The 24,732-nt window shown below is 40.2% G+C and carries 20 protein-coding genes; 7 read left to right on the top strand and 13 right to left on the bottom strand.

The annotated features are described in order from the left end of the window. Positions 1-75: 75 nt before the first annotated feature. Positions 76-2,931 carry a PA14 domain-containing protein gene (locus FAX86_RS14480; RefSeq protein WP_164503597.1) on the bottom strand — a complete coding sequence of 952 codons (2,856 nt, stop codon included), beginning with the start codon at positions 2,929-2,931 and terminating at the stop codon, positions 76-78. A 173-nt stretch (positions 2,932-3,104) separates the two neighbouring features. On the opposite strand from FAX86_RS14480, the gene FAX86_RS14475 reads away from it, so the two are divergent. Both FAX86_RS14475 and FAX86_RS14470 read left to right on the top strand, forming a co-directional pair. Further along, positions 3,105-3,461, top strand: coding sequence for a hypothetical protein (locus FAX86_RS14475; protein WP_144394170.1), 357 nt, complete (start codon positions 3,105-3,107; stop codon positions 3,459-3,461). A 56-nt stretch (positions 3,462-3,517) separates the two neighbouring features. Continuing rightward, positions 3,518-4,435, top strand: coding sequence for a pseudouridine synthase (locus FAX86_RS14470; RefSeq protein ID WP_144394168.1), 918 nt, complete (start codon positions 3,518-3,520; stop codon positions 4,433-4,435). 170 nt (positions 4,436-4,605) lie between these two features. On the opposite strand, the gene FAX86_RS14465 is transcribed toward FAX86_RS14470, so the two are convergent. The 4 genes from FAX86_RS14465 to FAX86_RS14450 all read right to left on the bottom strand — a co-directional run bounded on the left by FAX86_RS14465 (position 4,606) and on the right by FAX86_RS14450 (position 7,327). Continuing rightward, on the bottom strand, positions 4,606-5,370 hold the full coding sequence (locus FAX86_RS14465; protein ID WP_144394166.1) for a GEVED domain-containing protein: 765 nt from the start codon (positions 5,368-5,370) through the stop codon (positions 4,606-4,608). A 209-nt stretch (positions 5,371-5,579) separates the two neighbouring features. Next, entirely contained in the window at positions 5,580-5,777 is a 198-nt protein-coding gene (locus FAX86_RS14460) for a hypothetical protein (RefSeq protein WP_144394165.1), read from the bottom strand. Between the two features lie 212 nt (positions 5,778-5,989). Next, entirely contained in the window at positions 5,990-6,424 is a 435-nt protein-coding gene (locus FAX86_RS14455; protein ID WP_144394163.1) for a hypothetical protein, read from the bottom strand. A 606-nt stretch (positions 6,425-7,030) separates the two neighbouring features. Further along, positions 7,031-7,327, bottom strand: a complete 297-nt coding sequence (locus FAX86_RS14450) for a hypothetical protein (RefSeq protein ID WP_144394161.1) — start codon at positions 7,325-7,327, stop codon at positions 7,031-7,033. 264 nt (positions 7,328-7,591) lie between these two features. Here FAX86_RS14450 and FAX86_RS14445 point away from each other — a divergent pair, with 264 nt between their 5' ends. Further along, positions 7,592-9,166 carry a tetratricopeptide repeat-containing sulfotransferase family protein gene (locus FAX86_RS14445; RefSeq protein WP_144394160.1) on the top strand — a complete coding sequence of 525 codons (1,575 nt, stop codon included), beginning with the start codon at positions 7,592-7,594 and terminating at the stop codon, positions 9,164-9,166. Here the strand turns inward: FAX86_RS14445 and FAX86_RS14440 are convergent. The 5 genes from FAX86_RS14440 to FAX86_RS14420 form a co-directional block, all read right to left on the bottom strand. Continuing rightward, entirely contained in the window at positions 9,163-11,544 is a 2,382-nt protein-coding gene (locus FAX86_RS14440; RefSeq protein WP_164503596.1) for a TonB-dependent receptor, read from the bottom strand. The genes FAX86_RS14445 and FAX86_RS14440 overlap by 4 nt on opposite strands. A gap of 268 nt (positions 11,545-11,812) precedes the next feature. Then, a complete protein-coding gene (gene dbpA / locus FAX86_RS14435; protein WP_144394157.1) occupies positions 11,813-13,195 on the bottom strand; it encodes an ATP-dependent RNA helicase DbpA in 1,383 nt (460 codons plus the stop codon). Between the two features lie 251 nt (positions 13,196-13,446). Beyond that, entirely contained in the window at positions 13,447-13,821 is a 375-nt protein-coding gene (locus tag FAX86_RS14430; protein WP_144394156.1) for a hypothetical protein, read from the bottom strand. 41 nt (positions 13,822-13,862) lie between these two features. Continuing rightward, entirely contained in the window at positions 13,863-14,333 is a 471-nt protein-coding gene (locus tag FAX86_RS14425; protein ID WP_144394154.1) for a hypothetical protein, read from the bottom strand. Between the two features lie 400 nt (positions 14,334-14,733). Next, on the bottom strand, positions 14,734-16,317 hold the full coding sequence (locus FAX86_RS14420; protein WP_144394388.1) for an ABC-F family ATPase: 1,584 nt from the start codon (positions 16,315-16,317) through the stop codon (positions 14,734-14,736). A gap of 602 nt (positions 16,318-16,919) precedes the next feature. Between FAX86_RS14420 and FAX86_RS14415 the strand changes: the two genes are divergently transcribed. From FAX86_RS14415 to FAX86_RS14400, 4 genes are all read left to right on the top strand, one after another. Continuing rightward, positions 16,920-18,191: an alpha/beta hydrolase gene (locus tag FAX86_RS14415; protein ID WP_144394152.1), complete on the top strand. Its 1,272-nt coding sequence runs from the start codon at positions 16,920-16,922 to the stop codon at positions 18,189-18,191. A gap of 71 nt (positions 18,192-18,262) precedes the next feature. Continuing rightward, positions 18,263-18,790 (top strand): CIA30 family protein, encoded by a 528-nt coding sequence (locus FAX86_RS14410; protein WP_144394151.1) that lies wholly within the window; start codon positions 18,263-18,265, stop codon positions 18,788-18,790. A gap of 182 nt (positions 18,791-18,972) precedes the next feature. Beyond that, positions 18,973-20,550, top strand: coding sequence for a phospholipase D-like domain-containing protein (locus tag FAX86_RS14405; protein WP_164503595.1), 1,578 nt, complete (start codon positions 18,973-18,975; stop codon positions 20,548-20,550). A 99-nt stretch (positions 20,551-20,649) separates the two neighbouring features. After that, positions 20,650-22,065: a hypothetical protein gene (locus tag FAX86_RS14400; RefSeq protein ID WP_144394148.1), complete on the top strand. Its 1,416-nt coding sequence runs from the start codon at positions 20,650-20,652 to the stop codon at positions 22,063-22,065. Between the two features lie 38 nt (positions 22,066-22,103). Here the strand turns inward: FAX86_RS14400 and FAX86_RS14395 are convergent, their stop codons facing one another. The 3 genes from FAX86_RS14395 to FAX86_RS14385 form a co-directional block, all read right to left on the bottom strand. Further along, the gene (locus FAX86_RS14395; protein WP_144394146.1) at positions 22,104-23,279 is read right to left on the bottom strand and encodes a vWA domain-containing protein; all 1,176 of its coding nucleotides are present in this window, start codon (positions 23,277-23,279) and stop codon (positions 22,104-22,106) included. 41 nt (positions 23,280-23,320) lie between these two features. Further along, the gene (locus FAX86_RS14390) at positions 23,321-24,163 is read right to left on the bottom strand and encodes an AAA family ATPase (protein WP_144394145.1); all 843 of its coding nucleotides are present in this window, start codon (positions 24,161-24,163) and stop codon (positions 23,321-23,323) included. A gap of 145 nt (positions 24,164-24,308) precedes the next feature. Continuing rightward, positions 24,309-24,713, bottom strand: coding sequence for a hypothetical protein (locus FAX86_RS14385; protein WP_144394143.1), 405 nt, complete (start codon positions 24,711-24,713; stop codon positions 24,309-24,311). Positions 24,714-24,732 lie beyond the last annotated feature (19 nt).

Here is a 24,732-nt window from a genome sequence, read left to right as displayed (position 1 = left end):
GAACAAGTTGAGTCGCTCTAACAAAGTAGAAGCGACTCGAAAAAGACATGATGCTTTTAAATAAAGAAGAGTTAATTATCGAATGTTATCCCATGGGCCTCTGGGCCAGGTCTTCTCGCACCAATCAATCAGATCTTGAAGAATACTTTCGTCGACACCTAAGTTTCTAAACTCAGGAATAACACGATAAGTGTTTTTACCCTGGTAAGGTCCTAATTCAAAACTGCATGTGCCGTCGCAACCTGAAAAGTCGGTACTGTCTCTTGGCTGTACTTTTCTGTTTTGATTCGCGTTAGCCCAGTCTTCGGCAGTCGCGTTATCGGCATCGGCCACGAAGTCTTCGAGCATCGCATTAATTAATTTTCGCCAGAGCGTGTTACCGACACTGGATTGCGCATCTGTGTTGGTGGTTCGCCGTGCGGTACCAAAGTAAACATAAGGTTGCGCCGTTCGTAAGTCGAGTCCTGCTTCTACGCCATATTTACCATTGGTTTGTAATTGACGCTGTTTGATCATCGTCGCCCAAAAGCGAAAACCTTGATCAATATCGGAATAGCGTTGCAGCAATTCAACATGGCTGTATGTATATGCGAAATGAGAAGGCATGCTATTGCGGTAACCTGGGTTAAGAATCATATTGAGGTGATACCAGGAATTGCTTTCGAAAATACCCAACATTTCACTTTGCGTAAAAAATTTGCGTCCACCACCTGTACCGATAAAATGTGGTGCTCGATCAAAAACGTTTCGGCCTTCTGCGACCCAGCCGCGCGCTTCACTGGCATCAATACACCGACCATCAGAACACACGGACTGATTTTGTGTTTGTGACGCTTCCTCCAGATTGTTGGAATGCATCACTTCCCACATTTTAACCGATGTCCATCCCGTTAAACCGCGTTTGGCAATTTCGATAATTTCTAACGCAGTGTCAGACGTTTCAATATCGTCACAGTCATTCCAGTTCACCGATGGCATGGGTAAACGAATAGTACGAAGAATATCACCATTGATAGCGCGCATCGGTTCACCTTGTTGACAAGTTAAGCCACTGCGCAACCATCGTTTTACATCTTTGGCCAGTGCTCCAATCGTTTCTGGGTTTGGATTTGCAATGGCGTCATTGTAAAGTTTTTTGTAGTAGGGCATACCGACATCGCGACCATCGTAATCGGAACGAATGGCTGACGCTGAAATATCAAACGCATCGTCAGGATGAATGATAGGCAACCATTGGTTCCATTCTGGCATTGGGATTGTCATGGGAAGTTCGCGAAAGTTGAGCGTTGCGTAACGATCAACCACTGCTTTTACCGCTGCATCAGAAGTCCCATTGGGAAATAAATAGGACTCTATTTGGTCGTCGCGATCTAAAATGGCATCAATACCGGCACCTGCTGCCCATTCATAAACTGGGCGATCATCCAAGTTCGCTCCTGGTTGATACGTTGGATGCCAAGGACGGGCTTGTTCAACGAGAGGAATATCGAGGCTGCGAATATAAGAAGCGACTTGTTCGCTTTCTTCTTGACTTAAGCCGTGAAACTTTGAACGTTCTATAATGGAGCGATTGGAGAAATTAAAGTATTTTAAATCGCGCCCGTCTTCGGCATGACAGTCCGCACAGGATGCTCGCATGTCGCCAGACATGGAACCTTGGCCATTGCCGTCACCATCGAGGCTGTCCAACCAGGGATCATACAATTTATTTCGCTCACGCCACAATGCGGCACCTTGATTGATGTCACTTGTGGTATTTCGCGGCGGAGTCCAATCAGTCGGATCATCATCTTGAAAAGCATTGTCTGCAAATACCTTTTGATTGAGGTCATTATTTTCTAACAAATTGAGTTCGATAATTCGAAAACCAATGCTGGGTGCGCCAAAATCACGATGTTCAAAAGTTAATGTATTTTCACCCGCAACGAGACCATTGATAGGCAATTTCATTCTAACCGTTCGAAAACCTCCGCCAGCAGCACCGTAATTTGCTTCACCACCAATAATGTCGATTTCTGAATTTCCGTAGACGTTACCTTTTTCCGTAAAATGTTTTAAAGAAATTGCATTGCCGCCATTAACACGCACGGTGGCTTTTATTTTATTAGTGTTTTTGTCGAGGTCGATATCGTGATAGCCACATGAATTACAACGCAGATATAAATGAGTAATTGCACTGGGATCGGTCAGTTCAAAAGAAACGCTTTGAGTGGTTCCTTCAGGGCCCAGCACTTCGACGGGCAAGGTTATTAAATTATTTGTGTCGTCGTTTCCTGTATCATCATCAGTTCCATCGTCAGAATCATCGTCTCCGGTATCATCAGTTACTGCGCCATAGTTTGGATCTTGATGGTCATCCGTGTGTGATAAAGCTGTAGAAGGAACCAAATCGACGCTGCCACTATTTAATTGATAGCTTAACGACAGGGTTTGAGAGCCACGACCTTGAAAATATTCGACGCGAAGTTCATGTTCGCCTTGCTGCAGGCTGATTGGTTCGGAGATAATTGTTTCTGCAGAATGGGTGCCGTCATTGTCAGTAATTAATTGACCGTCGATATAAAGTTTGGAGCCATCGTCCGAATTTAAGTGAAATCGGTAGTTACCGGCGGTTTCTAAAGTGATTAATCCACTGAGGACGAGTCCGTAATTTGTTTCGCCTAAATTGTGGGTTCCAACCGTTCCGACCACTTCACTCGATTCTGCAGTCAATGTCGTAAAATCAGGAACTTGTGTCCAACTTCCATTGTATTTGTGTGCCCATAAGCCACTGTCGATGACTTCTGGCGTATCGTCGTCATCACCGTTATTCGTGTTTTCTTCGTCGGTATCGCTACCTCCGCAAGCAGTGAGCATGCCCGACAGGATGAAAAGCAGAAATACCTTCTTCATTACTTCAGTAAATCCTTGAAAAGTCCCAGATAAAACCATGATTTTTGCTTCCTGACACTGTACTGAGTAAGCTATCCTAATGATGAATTTACTCAAGTTGATTGTTACTTTTATGAGCAGCAGCATAACCAATGAGGCGAGTGCATTCTGATACTTTGTTCAAACACTCAATAAATTGGCTATTCTATTAGTGAGTAATATTCACACTGAGTATGAGATCTGTATCACGTATTAATCGTCATATTATTTTGACTGACGGTGATATTCTTGGCTTTTTAGCGAGCTTTTTCTTTAAAACACAAATTTGGGCACTCTATATGGCAAGTAATCCTTATCAGCCGGGACAACCAGATGGGCATGTTCAAGCAAAACCGTCCAGTTCAAAAAAGGTATTTAAAGGTTGCTCATCATTTTCCGATGTCTCCTCAGGCACTGTTGAGCGTTGCAATTATTTAGTCAGTGCGATTTATGTAAAGGGAAGTGGGACAATATTTTTTGGTTTGGAGTTTGAATCTTCTCAGATCAAAGTTCTTCAGTTGAAAGTTAATTCTGATGCTTTTCTGTATTGATTCCAATTATTTAACGCTAAGTTTCCTGAAGTAACTCCGAAGTTTGAGTATTGATTATGAGTATTGCTACAAAGCCATCGAAGATAACCTTACCGGCTGATTCAAATAGATGGAAGACGGTGCTTGATTTTTTAATCGATAAATTCCCGCATGTTTCTATCGAGCAATGGCAGCAAAGGATAGCAGATGGCAAAGTTCATTGGCTTGATGGCTCGACAATCAACGATAACTCTGCTTTTACGAAAGGAAAAGTGGTTTGCTATTACCGAGAGGTGATGAATGAGCCGTCTATTCCTTTTGAGCATGACATTATTTATCAAAATGAACATTTCTTAATTGCTGATAAACCGCATTTTTTACAAGTGACACCAGGAGGCCAATTCGTCAATGAGTGTTTGTTGGCTCGGTTGCGAAGACAATTGAATTTAAACGATATTGTACCCGTTCATCGGCTTGATCGTGATACTGCGGGATTGGTAATGTTTTCTCTTAATCCGAAAAGTCGAGCAAGTTATTATGAATTATTTGCCAAACAAAGGGTTAAAAAGACTTACTATGCCGTTGCCGCTTTAACTAATACGGTAAATAAACTGCCTTTGAGTTGGAGAGTTGAAAACCGCATTGAACCCAGTCAACAGGAGAGAGTGTTTCAGCAGTTTAAAGTGAAGGCTGGCAAAGAAATTAATGCAAAGAGTGATATTGAGTTAGTCGAAATATTTTCTGAGTTGGGATTATTTAAACTGACACCGCATACGGGCAAAACACATCAGCTTAGACTTCACATGTTGAGTATTGGCATGCCGATATTAAATGATCGCTATTATCCAGTCTTAAAACCAAGAGAATCAGCAGAAGATTACGATAACCCATTGCAATTACAGGCAAATTCACTCTCTTTTCAAGATCCTGTTCATGGAAGACATTATCAATTCGCCTCTAGCTTAAAGCTAAAGTGCGTTTCTAAAAGAAGTTGACATATTTAATTCGCTCATGTTCAATATTTATATTGACCTGAATGATTGGGTAATGTCACCAAAGATTGATCTTAAACAAGCATTTAACTTTGGTTTAGCAAAAGTGAAAGAACAGTTTATCGATTAAAAATTAAAAGCCCGCATTCGAAATGAATGCGGGGCAAAAACTGTTACTCAATAATATTAATCGTAAAGTCTTCTACTTCACCGTAATAAAAGTTGCCACAGGGTGACGCTGGTCTCCCGTATCGCATCGCGATGCGCATTTTAGTTTTACCAACTGAATCGGATGAGTCTAAAACGACCGTTGTGGTCGTTTCGTAGCGTGATGCGCTTTCAAAATAAACTTCATTCGATGAAAACTCTCCATCTCTATTAGCATCAATCCATAGAGTCCAATTTTCTTGATAATTGCTATAAGCAAAACCCGGTGTAAAGGTGATGGCTTCGCCACTTTTGTGAAAGTCTATTGTGCTTTCATGATCAAAAAAACCTTGGTTGTTACCAGAATGATAGGGTGTTTGTCCGAGAGTCACCGATTCTATCCATTCATAATTTGTATTTTGTCCTTGCGCTTCGCAGTAATTTAATACCGGCGCTTCTGGCTCTTGTACAATAACATTAACCGAGTCATACGATTCGTTGCCTGAACTGTCAGTCACTGAAGCAATGAGTTGATGTTCTCCGACAGAGAGGTAAGCGGGATTGTTAATTTCGCCGTCTAAACTCGAAAAATAGCGAATAAGATGTGTGATATCACCATCTTCTTCATCATAAGCGACTGCTTCGATAGTGATCAGTTCATCAGCAAAAAAAACTTGACCGTCTTTCATATTGAGAATTTCAATATCGGTTGCGGGTGTTAAAGTTTGTTTTAGAAAAATGTCGGATCTATCATTAGTGTCTGAGTCAACCAGTTGGCTTGAGTAAGACACAAATAAAACATGATTGCTGTCTGTTGCAAATGAGGTTCCCGTATCTGAGGCTCCAACTGCTTTTCCGGATAAACCGGCAGAGAGTAAACTTAAGGCTTGTTGCTCCAGCGAGAAAAGATAAATGTCTGGATAGAAATTAAGATCGACCTCGGGAATTAAATTATTGGCGGCAGAAGTAAAGGCTAAATATTTACCATTGTTTGAAAACTCTAGAAATCGCCTGTGCCCGAAAGGTAACCTTTATTGATAACACTTTCGTTTAATTGCTCACCCTTTTCATTGAGTGTACCCAGTTCGCGATTATTCTCACTGGCATTGGTCATTGCACAAAATGTACTGATTAGACCAAAGCTAAAAACGGTTTTGAGGTATTGGATTTTAAGGTAGAGGGTTTTATTGAATAACATATTATTGAGGCTCCTTTTGCAATCTATCGCCGCTCATTTTGCTTTAAATTCGATGAGTGGGATTTCAAAAATGAAAGAGTATATCGAACTTAAGTTTTCCGGATGCTTTTGCCACGGTGAGTGTTAATTAGAGCTAAGCGCAAAGTTGCAATTCAATTTGTTCTTAGCTCAAAAGTCTGGTTAATATTCTTATAGTGCAGGTTGTTGTTGATTTAAAATATTAGCTGGACAGCGATACCTGTTTCACTCGCATTGCCATACTGTCGAAATATTGGTGTTATAGCGACTGAGCCAATTTCAAATACATAACCTAAGCTGAGCCTAATTCCACCACTGGTGCCATCATTAGATGTTTCGATACCGATTCCGGCACCCAGCTGTAATCCTCCCACAGGATAATAATGTATAGCAGCCATGGTATGGGCGCGATTTTCACGGTCTTTATATTTGTATTGATCGTGATTGAACATGAATCCTACTTTTTCACTGGTCTTATGTTCATAAATAATGCCTGTCTTAGATTCCGCGCCTGGACTGAAATCGATATTTCCTTGATATAACCCAAATCTATTTGAGTCGTCGGCACTAACGAAATTCGCAAGTATCAATAATAAACAGGCTGCAATTAAACGATTTCCTAGGGTCATGTTTCTTCCTTTTAAATACTGATGTTAGGTCTATTTATTCGACGCATTTTTTAAATTAGTTAAACAGTGAGCGTTTCCATCCTTAGGGTAAAACATTCAATCCCTGTCGCCGTGTTGCTCATTCTCCTTGGCCATTATTTCCATCAATGCTGTGAGCGTTTCCTTCCTTAGGGCAAAATGTATTCAATCCTTAGTGCCTTTGTCGCTCAGTCTCCTTGGCTGATCAATTCCTCATCGTCAACGCTGAATATCTTATCGAGATTGGATTTTTAGGACGAGGAATTTGAGGTTTAAAAACACGACAAGGTATTTTAAAAATGCGACATAGGTTAATAAACAATCTGTTTTTTGGGAGGTTTGGCTAAAAAGCATACTATTTCGCGAATTTTGACATTTTGAGTCTAAGATTGATTATTGAAAACTTAATAAGCAATCATAAAAACCAAAGGAGGGAGTTTGAAATAAAAGCAGGTTTTTGATTAAGATTTAAGAGAGTCAATTAACTCTTTCTGAGCAAATATTAAACATTTTGGTGATCTTTGCTATGGCCATTGACGATTCAGCTCGTGAATATAAACCGGAAAATGAACTGGTAAACGGCTCAGTTCATCGCTTTAAAATTTCATAGGCTAAATAAGCCCCAACCAAAAAGCTGGTTATGAGCCCCGAATATTTGAAATTTGCCGAGCCAAGTCGAAGCGTTGAGATGAGACCGGTTAAAAATGCCAGGCCCAAACAGCCATAACCAGTTATTAATATATAATAGGTGGTTTCGAGTTCTGGTACGGTATCGTTTGGCGATGGGGGAGTGCTTGTTGTTAGGTCAAAGATTCCCCACCACTTCGCGTAGCCAATGCAAACCGCACTCAGTACTGCCAAAACTAAAGACAACTTTTCAAGCATTAACTTCCCTCTCTTTGTATTGAGTCATTCGGTGAAATAAGACGAGGCTGTAAACTCAGTGATTGCTGTGTGTTCTAACTCAGGGAGAGAGTATAAATTGCCTATTGGAGATTCTCAAATTGAAGCGGATTGATTTGTAAAATATGAATCACAATGCTGGTTTAATATTGGAGACTCAGGGTATTTGTTTCTTTTTTGCGTCATCTTCTGCTAAGTTAGTTTTAATACGATCATAGTGCTGAGATAAGTGCGATACCTTCAAAAATGCAAATCGATGCCATTCACAAAAAAGCCCAGCAGCTTGTAAACGACGGAAAATATCGACAAGCCCACGAGCTATGTGTGCAAATTATTCAACGTGATAGTGAGCATGCGGATGCTTATTTTTTATTGGGAATTATTGCTGCTGAAACGCAAAAAATATCGAAAGCCATTGCTTTGATAGAAAAAGCTATTAAATTTAATTCTGATGAATCTGAATATTGGGCCCATTTAGCAAAATGTTATGCATTACGGGGTGAACAAGAAAAAGTACAAGAACTGGTCGCTCGAGCTGAGGCTTTACCGCCGTTAAGCGCGCTGACGATAGATACTCTGGGATCAGCATTGACCCGCATAGGACTCTATTCAGAATCGCTGAGGTTTTTTAAACAAGCGGTAGAAAAATCACCTCGGCACACGCACTTTCTGTATAACTTGGGCGCGGCGTTACGTATTCTCGGCGATATTGATGAGGCTCGGAAGTGTTTTGAACGAGCTATCGAGCTCGATATTTCTTGTTATAAAGCCCATGTCGCATTGTCCGGTTTAGGAGGAATATCAGCAGAAAATAATCACATTCAACGGTTAGAGTTACTCTTAAATAATGAATTAACAGTTGATGATCGTTTACGATTATGTCATGCGATTGCTTCGGAATATCAAACTCTTGGCGAATATTCTAAGGTTATCGAATATCTGAAACTTGCCAAACAAAAAAAGTTGGCAGTTACTCAATATTCATTTGTTGACGATGAAGTCATGTTTAATGAGTTAATGGAAAAATTCAGTGACGAACATTCATTTCGACGGAGTCAGTGTAAAAGTGACGCAGCTTTGTTTGTAGTCGGTATGCCTCGAACAGGAACGACACTGGTCGAAAGAATCATTTCTAATCATTCGGATGTGGTTTCTTTTGGCGAATTGCAAAACTTCGGTATGTTACTGAAACAACTAACGAAAACACAGACGAAAAAACTGCTAGATAAAGAAACGATTCAAGCAGCCATTTCTGTTAATTTCTCTGTGCTGGGTGAAAAATACTTAGAAAGTACAAACATTGTAAATCTTAAAGAAAAAAAGTTTGTCGATAAAATGCCACTAAATATTTTATATGTGGGTTTTATTTTACAAGCAATGCCTAACGCTAAGATTATATGCTTGGATCGGCATCCATTGGATACCATTATCAGTAATTTTACTCAGCTCTTCGCGGTGAACTATTCGTATTACAATTATGCATTTGCGTTAGAAACGACGGCTCAGTACTTTGTTCTTTTCAAGCGATTGCAACAATTGTGGGCCAAAAAGTATCCTAATAATTTCTTTGTGGTTGATTATCAGGAGTTGGTCAATCAGTCAGAGTCTGAAGCGAGAAAAATTTTAAAGCATTGTGACTTAGAGTGGGAACCGCAATGCGTGGCGATCGAGTCAAATATAACACCTGTCGCGACTGCTAGTGCTGTTCAGGTAAGAGAACCGATTCATAATCGGTCAGTGAACAAATGGAAAAATTACGAGAATTATTTAACTGAAGTAAAGGCGATTCTAGACTCTGCTGGAATCGCTTATTCTGATTAAAAGTTCATATGAAAGACTGCGCCCATGGTCCGCGGCTGTGTGATGTATCGTCCATGGTAACGGAGTGTAAATAGTGGGTTACCGAGATCGTCCTCAATCATTCTTACTTTCGTTAAGTTTTGGCGAACGGAGGTAACCGCATATTCATTCAATAAATTATTGATATAAAATGAAACACTCCAGTCGTCTTTTTTATACCGAGCGGTTAAGTTGTGAAGTGTAAAACTTGGTAGTTTTTGCCCGCCATTAACTTCTGCAACGGATGTGAGCACATCACTTTGATAGAAAAAGCTGTAAGCAGCGGAAAATTTACCATCGTCTCCAATGTAACGAAACTCAGACGTTAAATTTTGTTCCGGTGTTGCTGGAAGACGATCACCATCTTCTGCACCTAGACCTTCAGCATCGCCTTTAAGTTGTGCATCGTTAAAAGCAAAGGTACTGTTAATTTGAAAGTTACTACCGGCGTTGTATTGAGCCGTAATTTCGAAACCGCGAGTTACGGCTTCACCAGCATTCGTTGTAATGTTTATGCCACCATTTTCAGTTCGTCCTGCCAACTGGATATCTTCCCAATTGACTTGATATAAAGCGGCATTTAAGGTGAGCTGATTGTCTAACCATTTAGAGCGAATACCGATTTCCTGATTTAACGTTAAATCTTCTTTAAAGGCCTCTTCGTTGGGTAAGCCACACAAGGCTTGACCTGGATTGGCTAAATCGTCGGGCGTACAGGGACGCACACCGTTAACACCTCCGACTCGATAGCCGTTACTTACGGTAATATAACTCATTAAATTATCTTCAAACTTATAAGAACTGTTGAGTTTGAATAGGGTGCCGTTATCGTCAGCTTCATGAGACTCCAGATCCAAATTTACTTCTGTAGGACCAGCATTGCCTTCCAAGGTGTTTAACAGTGGAAGATCTTGTGCGCCGGCAGAAACATCTTTGTATTTGAAATAGCGTGTTCCTAAAGTTATTTGCCAGTCGTCGGTAAACTGATAACTTAATTCACCAAATAAAGCGGTTTCCGTAAGCTCTTTGACATCACGAGATACGTATTCGAGGTTATCGGGTCGGATAACGCCAAAAAATTCTGGGATGCCTGGAGTGAATTCATAAGACCATACGTCTTCTTCGAAATCACTGTAATAAACTCCTGCTATCCAACTTAATTTGGAGTCACTGGTTGATACCAGACGGATTTCTTGTGTTGTTAACTCTTCATCTTCGGTGTCACGAGTAAACGCTGTGAATGCGGGGTAGTCTTCGTAGCCATACTCAAAGTCGAGTAGTAAGTCAGTTTGATCACGCCAGCCTTCTTCTTCGTATTCACTGTGCCCAGTAACAGAAGTTAAATCGGCAAATCCCAGTGACCATGTCATTTCAATACTGAATAAGCTGTATTCTTTGTCCACAGGCTCTAACAATCGTAACGCCGATTCGTATTTTCCAATAGGAATGGTTGACTCTTCTGCCAGCGCATCGAAATGAATCATTGAACGTGCGTCCAAGTCTTCATGTTGAAAGACATAGGTAAATAACGAGTCAAAAGTTTCTGTAGGTTTCCAGCGTAATGCTAATCGGCCGCTCATTAATGTTGATCGGTCGCTGTCATCTTCAGAACGTAGGTTTGCGGCAACGTCGTTTGGATCGCTGAAATCCGGCTCGGGATTCGACTGACCAATCGTACGAACCAAATGTGGATAATCAACATACCCCGACGTTTCTTCACCGACTAGACTGAATCGAAACGCTAATTCTGAAGGGATAAGTGAAAAATTACTTAATATTTGTGTTGTGTAACCAATATTCGAACTCTCTTCGTTGGTTTCTAAAGCGGCTGAAAACTCAGTAACTTGTTGTTCTAAATCCGGCTGGGTCGGAATGTAACGAACGGCTCCACCCAAAGTACCTGCACCGTATAGTGTTCCTTGCGGACCGATTAACACTTCAATTCGATCAATGTCATGCATATAGAGATCGACGGTCATTGGTACATCACCATAATAACTAGCAACGGTACCATCTTGACCGGCTTCCGGGGTTGCACTGGTGTTTAAACCCCGCATGATAATGGCGGTTTCGCGGTCGCGTCGGCCTTGCTCAACAACCGTTAGTCCAGGGACCCAACGTGAGAGTTCGAGTAAATTGGTTACATCCCGCGCTTCGAGTTGGGTTCCACTGAGTGCCGTAATATTAAAGGGAATATCTTGAATCGATGAGCTACGACGTGTTGCAGTTACAGTGATATCGAGATTTAACAAATCTTCAAGGCTAATCTCGTTTCTTAATTCATCATTCTCTGCCGCTATGAGTGGAAAAGGGCAAGCTAAAGCGGTACTCACCGCTAAGGCAACTCTGGAAGGCTTCATGTCAATCATCCGTACAGACTTTTGTTATATAACAATTAAATTAGTACGGGTTTTCTTATATGGCAAATTAAGGTTCTTTATGAGGGCTAAATCCTATTAAGTATGAGGAAATCTGGTAAGTTTGTGGGCTAAGAGCGGAATCTAAAGCAGATAAAAGGTGCATTAAGGATGTAAATGGGGATGCGCTAGTGAGATTTGATGGGAACTGGGGCTTTAAGGGGATTGATAAGTAAGGGTATTCAACAATACCCTTACAATAGCTTTTTAATCAATTCACTTGTCGAGCTTTAAACATTCGCCCTTTGATTTTTCCATTGTTTAATTGGTTTAGAGCGACGGCCGCTTTCTTGGCATTGACTGCCACGTAGGTTAATCGCTCAAATCGATCAATTTTTCCAATGTCATCTCCTGAGAGTTCTTTTGTTGCTGTCAGGGCTCCTAAAATATCTCCAGCACGCAATTTATCTTTACGTCCGCCATTAATTTCCAGTGTGACTTTATTCGGTCTAACTGCGTAGACTTGAGCACCAGCAATATCGCGATAAGATTTAATTACTAAAGTTTGTTGACTTTGATTTTCTATAGCAAGGACTTTTGGCATTTCTGAAGTTTTAAATAAACTGATGGCTTTGCCTTTTGCTCCTGCGCGCCCAGTTCGGCCAACGCGATGAACGTGTACTTCAGGATCATGCGATAACTCATAATTGATAACGAGCGGCAATTCTTTAATATCCAAGCCACGTGCCGCGACATCGGTCGCGATTAATACATTACAACTTTGATTCGAAAATTGACTTAATACTCGGTCACGATCCTTTTGTTCTAAATCGCCATGCAATGCTTTTGCGGCGATACCGCGAGAACTTAGTTGACGCGCAACATCGTCGCACTGCTGCTTTCGATTACAAAAGATAACACAGGCATTGGGTTGTGTTTCGCCCAGAACATTAAATAATGCGTCGGTACGAGTGTCTTTTTCAACTTCATAAAACACTTGCTCAATCTTATTGTTTTCATGATGCGTTTCAACACGAACATCTTGAGGTTCGTGTTGAACGCTTGAACTGATGTGTTTAATTTCTTCGGGATAAGTCGCGGAAAAAAGCAAGGTTTGTCTTTTTTCGGGAGTTCGTTCGATAATGGATTTTATATCATCAATAAATCCCATATCCAACATGCGATCGGCCTCATCAAGAACTAAAGTTTTCAAATAGTCGAGGTTCAATGTTGCTTTGGCTAAATGTTTTAATAACCGACCGGGCGTGCCAACCACAATATGTGGAGGACGCTCGAGTGATGCAAGTTGTCCACCCATGGGTTTTCCACCACACAGTGCCGTGATTTTTGTATTCGGAATTGCACGGGCTAAGCGCCGTAATTCGTTACACACCTGGTCGGAAAGCTCTCGAGTTGGGCAAATAACTAATGCTTGAGTCACAAATTGCCCGACATCCAATGAATGCAGTAAGCCAATACCAAATGCGGCTGTTTTCCCACTGCCTGTTTTCGCCTGAGCAATTAGGTCGTTGCCTTCTAAAATGATGGGCAAGCTGTGCTCTTGAATAGGCGTCATTTCTGAATAATCGAGCGCTTGTAAATTGGCTAACATTGCTTTTGATAAAGGCAATGAAGAAAATAATGATGAGGTCACAGCTGAGATCCTAAAAGAGGGAGTCAATACCGAATCGTAAGTCTATGTTGAGCTCGGGAAAGACGGAATAAATTGTGAGCGATTATACGCTGATAATGAGATAATGATAGTTAAAAGTCAGGATCGCCTGAAATATCTGAGCAAAAAAGGGCAGTTATTAAAGGAAAGTTAATGGGTGTTGACCATAAACAAGTAAGATTATGATCAACCCATTCAGATCCAGTTAGGATGCTTTTAACCGGGTAATTCTTTTATTCCGTATAATAAGTGGCATTGACGAATTGCATTGCATAGCATTCACCATCCGCCGTCCAGCGTATTAACAGTCGGCCATAATCGCTCAGTCCTTTGATTCTTTGAGCAAACTCTGGATTGGTGCTCGAGCAATAAGCGCGATTGCCATTTGAATCGTAGGCTGAACACCAAACATTGCTATATCCGATCGAATTATTGGTTGCTACAGCTTCAGCTCGGGCACAAGTTAAACTTTCCGACGTAGCTGCGTTGCTTTTAAAAATGCCATAAGCATAGCCACTACCATCGGAGTATTTAACGACAGTAACCGCATGAACGGCTGAGGTTAACAGAACAATAGTTATCAGAGTTATTATTGGTAATAATTTCATTTTCTTCTCCTGGTTTTTGTTGTTGTGATGAACTCTTTTTATTAAAGTTTGTTAAGTGCTTTAGCGAGCTTTTTAAATAACTTGTCTCGCTCTTCTTTAGGTAATTGAGATGACTCTTTTGATAATAAAAAGAAATCTTCGTTAGAAATTGAACCAAGACTGATAAAGTGGTTAATTTTTGCTTCGACTTGTTGAAGTATTTCACTATTATTGTGATAAGCGTCAGTTGCTTTTGAGTTTGATGTTGGCTGACTGTCTTTTTGATGAAATGCCAATAGTTTTTTCAGCTGGTTAATAATAGGTTGTAAGTTCTTTTGGTCACAGTGTGCTGCATGAAAACGCGACTTTAATAGGTTGTTTTCGGTTTGAGTCACAGTGTCGGGTACTTTCTGGAGTTGAGAAGTATTATTGCTAAGAGTCGTGATTTTTTTATCCAGATTAGCAACAACGATGGTTAGGAAGATAATTAATATCGTTTGAATAGTTATCAGTGTGTGAATTACTTTATTCATTATTATTGTAATATTCCTGAAAGTGTATTTTTGAACGCTTTACGAAGATTTAAAAGTCTAAGATTTAATTTAAGATTACTCTAATTTCTCGGATTATAAATCAAAATAGTTTTTATTTGTTGATGATCTTTTAAAGATGAGGTTATTAATTATCTCGAAAAGAAAATGTGGTTGGTATCATTACATTCAATAAATGTTGCAGATTGATTATTAATTTTGACATTAAAAAGAAACGCGTTTTATAACAATGTGAAGTTCTGAGAAGGTATAGAGGGAGTAGGAGAAGTCGCTTTTCAGGCGAGAAATAAGAACTCCCAAGCTTGGTGTTTGGGCTTGGGAGTCATTACATTAAAAAGTAATTGTCGTCAAAACCATAACTTTCTTCAAAATGGGCTGAGTTTTAATTAACTCCCTGGCTTTTTAGATATTCTTCATAATTCCCCTGAAAATCAACAATGCCCTCAGGTGTAATGTCTATGATACGAGTTGCAATCGATGAGACAAACTCGCGATCGTGACTGACGAAAAATAAAGTTCCTGGATAGTTTTCGAGTGCTAGATTTAATGCTTCGATAGATTCCATATCCAAGTGGTTAGTGGGTTCATCCAAAACTAATACATTAGGATTGAGTAATGTCATCTTTCCAAATAACATGCGTCCTTTTTCACCACCCGATAAAACTTTTACATTCTTTTTTACATCATCGTTTGAAAATAACATTCGGCCGAGTGCACCGCGTACCAATTGATCGTCACCGGTGGTCCATTGCTTCATCCAATCGAATAGAGTTGTGTCTTCTTTAAAGTCGTTAGCATGATCTTGAGCAATGTATCCAATATCTGCTTGCTCAGCCCATTTAACTTTACCTTCATCGGCAGGCACTTCGCCTAATAGACATCGTAGTAGCGTTGTTTTACCGGCACCATTTTGGCCAATTATACCAATGCGCTCACCAGCTTCTACTTGTAAGTTCAGGCCTTTAAATAAGGTGTGATCAAATGACTTAGCGAGACCTTCTACGGTAACAGCCAGACGATGTAACTTTTTCTCTTGATCGAATTTGATGTATGGGCTCACTCGACTCGATGGTTTCACTTCTGCCAATTGAATTTTTTCAATTTGTTTGGCACGTGATGTTGCTTGCTTGGCTTTGGATGCATTCGCCGAGAAGCGACTTACAAAACTCTGTAGTTCGGCGATTTGAGCTTTTTTCTTGGCGTTTTCGTTCAGCATTTTCTCGCGTGCTTGCGTTGCCGCCATCATATATTCGTCATAGTTGCCTGGAAAAAGGGTTATTTCTCCATAATCCAAATCGGCCATGTGAGTGCACACCGTATTTAGAAAGTGTCGATCGTGCGAAATGATAACCATGGTACTGTTTCTTTCGACTAACACTTGTTCTAACCAGCGAATGGTATTGATATCCAGGTTATTCGTTGGTTCGTCCAGCAATAGTACATCGGGATCCGAAAATAAGGCCTGAGCCAATAACACTCGCAGTTTCCAACCAGGCGCAACATCGGTCATTGGACCAAAGTGTTGTTCGGTAGGAATTTCTAATCCTAGCAATAACTCACCAGCGCGAGATTCCGCTGTGTAACCGTCCATCTCAGCAAATTTTACTTCAAGGTCGGCCACGTCCATTCCGTCTTGTTCACTCATTTCAGGAAGGCTATAAATACGATCACGCTCTTTCTTGACTTCCCACAGTTCGGTGTTACCCATGAGAACGGTATCCATAACACTGTATTCTTCGAAAGCAAATTGATCCTGTCTCAGTTTACCGAGGGTTATATTGTCACCTAACATGACATTTCCGGCCGACGGCTCTAGGTCGCCACCCAGAATTTTCATAAAGGTGGACTTTCCGCAACCGTTGGCACCAATCAGGCCATAACGATTGCCGTTGTTGAATTTTACTGAGACATTTTCAAATAAAGGTTTGGCGCCAAATTGCATGGCGATGTTGGCTGTTGCGATCAAGAGTAAACTTATCCGTATTGTGCTATAAAAATGATGCGCAAGTTTAACGGAATATAGCATTGATAGAAACCATTAGTCGCGACTAAAACGCAGTGGATAATAACTTTCTAATCAATTTTCCAGTAACTGGGTCAATAACTCTGCTTTTTTAAACAGTATTAAGGTAATTGTGTTAGGAATAATGGACTCAAATTCTGTAAATCGATGTTGGCCTGTCGGGCGGGCATGAGAGAGGTAGCAATATTTAAATGTATCGAATGATTAGTTAGAGTCTAATAGTTCATGGCTAGGAAAATCTGTATATTGGGGAATGGATTATTCTCTGTCTTGTAATTCTTGAAGGTGTTGAGGATGTGCCAGCTTGAGCAAGGCATTGTGAATGTATAATTTATGATGAAAATTATGGTCGTCTATGCTTTCGGAAAACTCTTTGTCGGGATATATTTACTCGTTCAAAGAATTATAAACTTGAATCTGTCAATAACTATTATGAAAACGATTAATAAGCTACTATAGGTTACATGGACTTAGCAACAGTCCGATCGTGAACTCTGACTACATTATTATTTTTGAAGTTTTAAAAAGTAAATCGAAGGACTTTTATGCATATAAAATACGGTTTGTTTTTACTGATATTATTCCTTTCAATTAAGGCCTTATGTACTAGTGATGTTTCGCGCGATGAAATTCGAAAAATTGCATTAAAAGAATATCCTACAGAGACTTTATTTGGATTGTGGGAGTCTTGGCTTGAAAACCCAAAGTCAACTAATACCTTTTATCAGAAACTGAACCCAAAACATATTATTGAAGCTATCACTAATGATGATGAGAATGTTCTTGTAACATATTTTGCACTGGGGAGTGATGAAACCGATTATATTTTGCAGGCAGGAGGTCCCGACTTTTATGGCTTGCGCTTTAAACAAATTGGTCAATCGAATCTGTATTTTTGCACCCAGAAGGTGCCCAAAGATGCGATGTTCAATTATGGATATAATGAGTTTGCGAAAAGTAATTTAGGCAAAGTTAATCGGTCTGATATGAGACATATATATGACAATAGTGTCATTGGACCTGAAGCTCCAATTTCGCCGTACATAACACCAAACCAAAGTGTTCCGTTAGGTGAAACGTTTGAGGTAGAAATTAATAGTTTGGTATTCGGAACGAAGAAAACACTTAATATTTATTTGCCCCACGATTATAGACAATACCGAAAAATGAATTTAGTGATTTTATTTGATGGTAACGAATATGCCGCACCTGCCAATGCAGGTGATTTATGGCAAAGCTGGGTTCCAACGCCAACGATTTTAGACAACATAATAGGTGAGGGTAAGATTCCACCAACAATGGCGATCTTTATTCCGTCGGACGATAATCGAAATTCTTTCTTAACGGACGCCAGGCTTGCTAAATTTGTGGCAGAAGAAGTCATCGACTGGGCGAACAGACAATATAAGATAGGAAAGGAGAGCCAAGTAATCTTGGCCGGATCAAGTCGGGGTGGTTTTGCAGCCGCGAATATTGCATTTCATTATCCTGATCGGATCGATGCTGTATTATCTCAATCAGGCGCTTTTTGGATTACCAATCAATCAAAAGAGAATTGGCCTATTTATCCTGAGTTTGAGGGAACGATCACTAAGCAGTATAAAAGCAAAAAGCAGCTACCAATAAGGTTTTATTTAAGTGCAGGTTTATATGACCTGGGAGCTGCTATTATCGGTACAAACCGTCAATTGCGTGATATTTTACTCGTCAAGGGGTATTCAGTAGATTACCGTGAATACAAAGGCGGCCACGCTTATTTAAATTGGCGACATGATGTTGCCGATGGTCTCATCTCTCTACTGGAAACGACTCGCTAAATTGTATTAGGTTGTTTTTTTACTAATTCTAGTGTTGCTCTAACGCCTTGTCGGAAACGTAAATAGTAATTATGAATAGCATCATTTTTGGTTTTCTTCTCGCGATGGTGATTCCGTTAGCTGCAAAGCAGGAGTATCAACTTGGCCCTTGGCTGATTGTCAATGACACAGTAATGGGTGGCTTATCTCAGAGTAACGTTGAGTCGAAAGAAGGAAGTCTGGTATTTTCAGGGGCGTTGTCTCTGGATAACAACGGTGGTTTCGCTTCTACTCGAGCTGCATTTGAGCCAAGGTTTTCGGAGCGGATTACCAAGGTGCTTATCGAGGTGGAGGGCGATGGTCGAGAATATCAATTACGTTTTCGTACTAATCGTAGACTCGATGGTCCGGCCTATGCAGTAAAATTCTCGACTGAAAAAGATCAGTTGATGCGTTTCGAATACTCTTCGAAGGACTTTCAAGCGACCTATCGCGGATATGCAATTAGTGACCCTCGACGGTTATCATTTGATGAAATACGGCAAATGGGATTTTTAATTGCCGATAAAAATGAGGAGCCATTTCGCTTGGTTGTAAAATCCGTGACTTTTAAGAATTAGTGAATACTCATCAAATAACGAGATTACATCGATAAGCTTTACAAACTCCTAAAACTAAGCCCTTGTAAGGTTGTATGACGGCCGTCAAGCTTCGATCATGGTGGGATCGTGCGCTGCGAATGTTCGATTTATTATTCGTGAGACGCTAAGCTAAGGGAAATAAAATTTAGTAGGATATGAAAGTGGTTGGGAAACGACAGTTCAAGCCGACGAAGTGTTATGGCGTTTTGTATATCAGGTTTATCCTTTTTGTCTGTCTACTTTTGGTTACTTTGGCTACGACTTGGTTTTTTCTGCGTGATGACTCACCATCTTTAAAGCCAACTACTCATTATTGTGATGGATTAGAGAAAAACCATTCTGAAAAGCTTTCTGATGTTTTACGGCCTTTTAGGGACAAGTTGGCAAAAAGTACAGGAGTTTTTCCGCTAGAGACGGGCACGAGTGCCATCTTAACTCGAGCTTGGTTGTCTGATGCAGCGGAAAAATCTATCGATGTCCAGTATTTTATTTTCTCGAAAGATAATGTTGGCTTGATTGCTTTCGACTACCTGGTTCACGCAGCGGATCGCGGTATCCAAGTCCGTGTATTGGTTGACGATTTTATGGTGGAGTTTGAAGAACGAGAAATACTCGCTATGGCATCGCATCCCAACATCTCGATAAAAATTTATAATCCAGGCGTTAATCTTGGAAAAAATTTCTTTGAAAAAATCAAAAAGTTCGCCACAGATTTTGACGGTGCGAATCAGCGAATGCATAACAAACTATTTATTGTCGATGGACAAGTGTTAATCACAGGAGGTCGTAATATTGAAGGCATGTATTTCGACTTTAACCATCGATACAACTTTCGAGACCGAGACGTTTTATTGTTAGGGCAAGCTGCTGAGCAAGGGCAACGTATTTTTAATCAATATTGGAATCATCAATTAAGTGTTGATGTGACTAAAATACTTGAGGATGAAAAAGAAGGAAGGGAAATTTCTCACCAATTTGAACGACTGCATGAGTATGCGTGTAACCCTCAAAATTATTGGCCTCAAATACGCGAGCAAGTTAGAAATTTGTCCAGAGTATTTCACTCAATACAAAAGTCGGGGGATTTAGTTTGGACTGAGAGTGCGAACATGGTGTGTGACTCACCAAATAAGATGGGGGAGAGTGGCAGTAACACCGCTGCTAAGTTAATTGATTTAATTGCTAATGCAAAACAATCGGTTGATATTCAAACGCCTTATCTGGTGACCTCTGAATCGACACGAATGTTATTTAAAGCAGCAGTTGATAAAGGTGTGAACGTTCGTATTCTTACCAACAGTTTGGCGTCAACTGATAATGTTGAAGCTTTCAGTGGTTACCAAAGGGACAGAGATGAACTATTAGCAACGGGTGTTCATGTTTTTGAGTTTCGGCCTGATGCAAAAGTAAGGCTCGAATTAGCTTCGAGTGAGTTACAAGAAGAGTTAGGTCATACCGCGATTTTTGGAACACATGCCAAAACCTTGGTTGTCGATGAAAAGGTTACTGTTATTGGTAGTTTCAATTTAGATCCACGAAGTGCTTATTTAAATACCGAATGTCTAGCCATTATTGACGATAGAACGATTGCTGAAAAGGTTCTTCAAGGAATTGAGGAAGAGTTTAAGCCTGAAAATGCCTGGAAAATAACACCGAACTGGAATCCCGATGACAAGGTTGATTTATCAAAACGTCTTAAAACCTATACGCGCTATATAATCCCAAAGGATGTGCTGTAGTTCGATGTCTGTCCGTAGCGTTAAAAATCCTCTGTGCTAAACTCAATCTAGGTTTAAATTTACCCTGTTTTTAGGGAAGTTGTTAACCGGAGAGAAACAATGTTAGTGCCGCTAACGTCATTTGTATTTAAAGTTTTATTTTATCCTTTGAAATTATTGTTGAAAGAAGCGATCGCTAAGGCGATAAAGCGGGCAAAACGTTCGGATAATACGTTGGACTTTATTCATCGAGTCGATGAGCCAAAAGGCCGTAAAATTGCTATGACGCTTGAGGTTCCTAGAGAGTTAGAGCTCGATTTTCTTAATTATCGAAGTGAAACTTATCTTAAACCAATGACAAGTGGTGTTGCGCATGAATTAGCTTTAATGGTCTGCGGTAAAAATAGACCCAAACCTCCGACTAACGAAGTTGTGAGTCGAATGTTTTTGTCATCGGCCGGCGCTTTGATGACTCGCTGGTTAGATGAAGAGAGCTGTTATTTCGTTGATTTTAAAGTGATGAAAGCGCCTGTTTGGCAAGGGTATTCATTTGATATTGAGTCATTTAAGTTTAATCCCGAAAAGGATTATTATTTGATAAAGGACGTGCAGGGTAATACTTATGAACCTGACCATGCGCGCTGGTCAACTGCATTGAATCATCTTGTGTACCAATATTCCGTTGTTATACCGATGGCATCCCACAATTGGGTTCACTTTACTTACCCCGACAGTTTTGCTGCTGCAGTGTTTAAAAAGCTTAATCGTGATAGTGTCTTATATAAATTGCTTTATCCTCACACTCGATTTACTAATCGCATCAATAATCAAGCCGTATATGTTCAAAAATCGACGGATAATTCGCCATCCTTTAAAAATAAAATCACTCCTTGGAAATGCTTTCCCGTTTATGGGAGTGAATTTCGAGAGGGCGTATTAGAAAATACGGCAAATCATTACGATGAGTTTGAGAATCATTGTCGTTTTCCCGAACGGATGGACACACGCATTCCTTACTTTGACTTTTTAAAGCACTATTATGATGTGATTGAAAACTTTGTAAATAAAGTGACTGATTATATTGATGAAGATGATTACGAACGCATTCAAACATTTATTGAGTCAGTTATTCCTGGATTTAGTCAGTGCGATAAAGTTAAGTGCCTGTCTATTTTAATTTGGCAGGTGTCTGTACTGCATACCACAGAACATATGTCTTACTACGATCTTGCTAAAGACTATGGATTTACTGAACTTAAATATCCGATTTCAGAGTGTTTTAAAATAGATGAGGTATCTAATTACAATCGCTACAAATTACGTTGCTTTTTAAATGTGTTTGGTCGATTTAATCCGTCTAAAATTCTCGATCAGCGCATTGAGAATTATCACAGTTATCAGTTTGAAAAAGGATCTGAGCTCGAGAAGTACGCTATTGAATTTGTAGCGAATTTGCGCGCTGTTGATGCCAAGATGAAAAAGGAAAACAATCAAATATTAGAATTAAATAAGATAGTTCAGTCTGTTTGTTTTTAATATCTTGATTACCAACATTTAAAATTAAAGATGATCATTTAATCACTGAGCGACTTAATTGCTTGCTCCATTCCTGCCAGCGTTAAGGGGTACATTTCACCTTCGAGCAACTCGTTTGTCATGCCTATACTGTGAGTGTAGCGCCAATATTCAGGCTCTACCGGGTTTAGCCAAACAACTTTATCAAATTGAGCTTTCAGGCGTTGCATCCAAACGTATCCTGGTTCCTCATTCATATGCTCAACACTTCCAAAGGGGTGGGAAATTTCGTAGGGCGACATAGAGGCATCGCCAATAAAAATGACCTTATAATCGTTACTGTAAGTGTGCAAAACGTCAATGAGTGGAATGTAGTCAGTGTCGCGACGTGCGTTTTCTTTCCAGACATTTTCATAAATAAAGTTGTGAAAATAGAAATGTTCTAAATGCTTAAATTCAGTTTTACAAGCAGAAAATAATTCTTCGCAAATTTGAATGTAAGGATCCATCGAGCCGCCAACATCCAAAAACAGCAATACCTTAACGGCGTTATGACGCTCGGGTACCATTTTTATATCAAGTAAACCGGCATTTTTAGCAGTTGAGCTGATGGTTTCATCTAAATCGAGTTCTTCATGTGCTCCCGTTCGGGCAAACTTGCGCAATTTTCTTAACGCAACCTGCATGTTCCGGGTGCCGACTTCGACGCTATCGTCAAGATCGCGAAATTGGCGTTTTTCCCATACTTTCGCAGCGCTTTTATTTCGACTCTGTCCACCCACGCGAATTCCTTCGGGGTGATAGCCACTGTGACCAAACGGTGATGTGCCGCCTGTTCCAATCCATTTATTGCCACCGGCATGGCGTTTTTGTTGTTCTTTTAGACGCTCTTTAAAAGTTTCCAACAACTTATCAAGGCCACCCAGTGACTTTATTTCTGCTTTCTCTTCTTCAGAGAGGTGCTTCATAAATTCAGCTCGCAGCCAATCTTCGGGAATCAGCGCTTCTAGAATGTCATCGATACTTTCAAGCTCATTGAAGTACAATCCGAATGCTTTATCAAAACGATCAAAGTATTTTTCATCTTTGATGAGACAAAGCCTTGCAAGAACATAAAAGTCTTCCAGGTTGCCAAACGTCACTCTCTTTTCAAGCGCTTCTAATAGGTGCAGCAACTCTTTTATCGAGACAGGAAGCCCGACTTTTCGCAATGTATAAAAGAAATCAATAAGCATTATTATTTATAGATACCGTGTTTGACAAAGTAATTCATGACTTATGATTCGCGTTTTAACATGAACGCAAGTTTTTGTAACAAGTGCACGTCTTGTTCATTTTTCAATAACGCACCATATAAGGGCGGAATGGCTTTCGAGGGATCGCGTTCTTTTAAAGCTTGCTCGGATAAATCATCGGCAGCTAACAACTTCAACCAATCAATCAGCTCTGATGTAGAGGGCTTTTTCTTTAATCCACGGGTTTCGCGAACTTGAAAGAATATATCCATGGCTTCTTTTATCAATGATGATTTTAAATCAGGAAAGTGGACATTGACGATTTGTTGCATCGTTTCCCGGTCGGGGAAGTTAATGTAGTGGAAAAAACAGCGACGCAAAAATGCATCCGGAAGTTCTTTTTCATTGTTGCTGGTTATAATGATAATCGGGCGATGAATCGCTTTAATTGTTTCACCTGTTTCATAGACAAAAAATTCCATTTTATCGAGCTCTTGTAGCAAATCATTTGGGAACTCAATATCGGCTTTATCGATTTCATCGATCAGCAATACAACTTGTTGCTCGGAAGCAAAAGCTTCCCAGAGCTTTCCTTTCTTGATGTAATTTTTTATATCGTGAATTTTGTCGACCCCAAGTTGTGAATCACGAAGACGTGATACCGCATCGTATTCGTACAACCCCTGATGCGCTTTTGTGGTCGATTTGATATGCCACTGTACCAATGGCATATCCAGAGCTGCAGCGACTTCTTCGGCGAGCATTGTTTTGCCGGTGCCGGGCTCACCTTTGATCAAAAGTGGGCGTTCTAAAGTTTTGGCTGCGTTAACCGCCATTTGCAGCTCTTCCGTTGCAATATAGTTTTCAGTACCTGTAAAGCTCATGCTTTCCCCGAATTGGACAAACGTTTAATTCGGTTAGTTTAACATAACCCAAACCAGAGTTGAAAAAGTACGCTCAATGCCAGGAACAATAATTGAGCATTTATTTAATCAATTTCAAAGCATTGAGATTTTTACATTAAACTTATCAACGAGCCTCTTCTTGATCAAAATCTAGACTTTCGATGATTTTATTGAGTTCGAGTTGTTCTTTGCTCAGGCTAACTCCCGTCTCGACTTGCTCGGTTTGTTTTTGTGCTAAAGCGCGGTCGACGTAGGTTTTAATGCACGTATGAACCGCATTTTTTATTTCATTGAAGGCAGGCTTAACTTCGGCAGAGGTTCGAACCCAGGTTTCGATGGTTGAACTATCATCGGGTTTAATTTTAATTGGGTAAGGCCCATTTTTTACAAAGTCGTTAAACTCTTTAAGCCAATCGAGAGGTGCTTCTTGATTGAGTTTAAAATACAATTCTATATAAGGCTCTTTTCTAATTACCGGAGGACGGCTCGCATCGATGCCAACCAGCTTTAAATCGCTAATACCTTTCATGATAAATACACCTTAGTGG

Source organism: Pleionea sediminis (assembly GCF_007570825.1).
In the GTDB taxonomy this organism is placed as follows: domain Bacteria; phylum Pseudomonadota; class Gammaproteobacteria; order Enterobacterales; family Kangiellaceae; genus Pleionea; species Pleionea sediminis.
The sequence above is the reverse complement of the archived record's forward strand: the minus strand, read 5'-3'. Positions and strand labels throughout refer to the sequence as shown.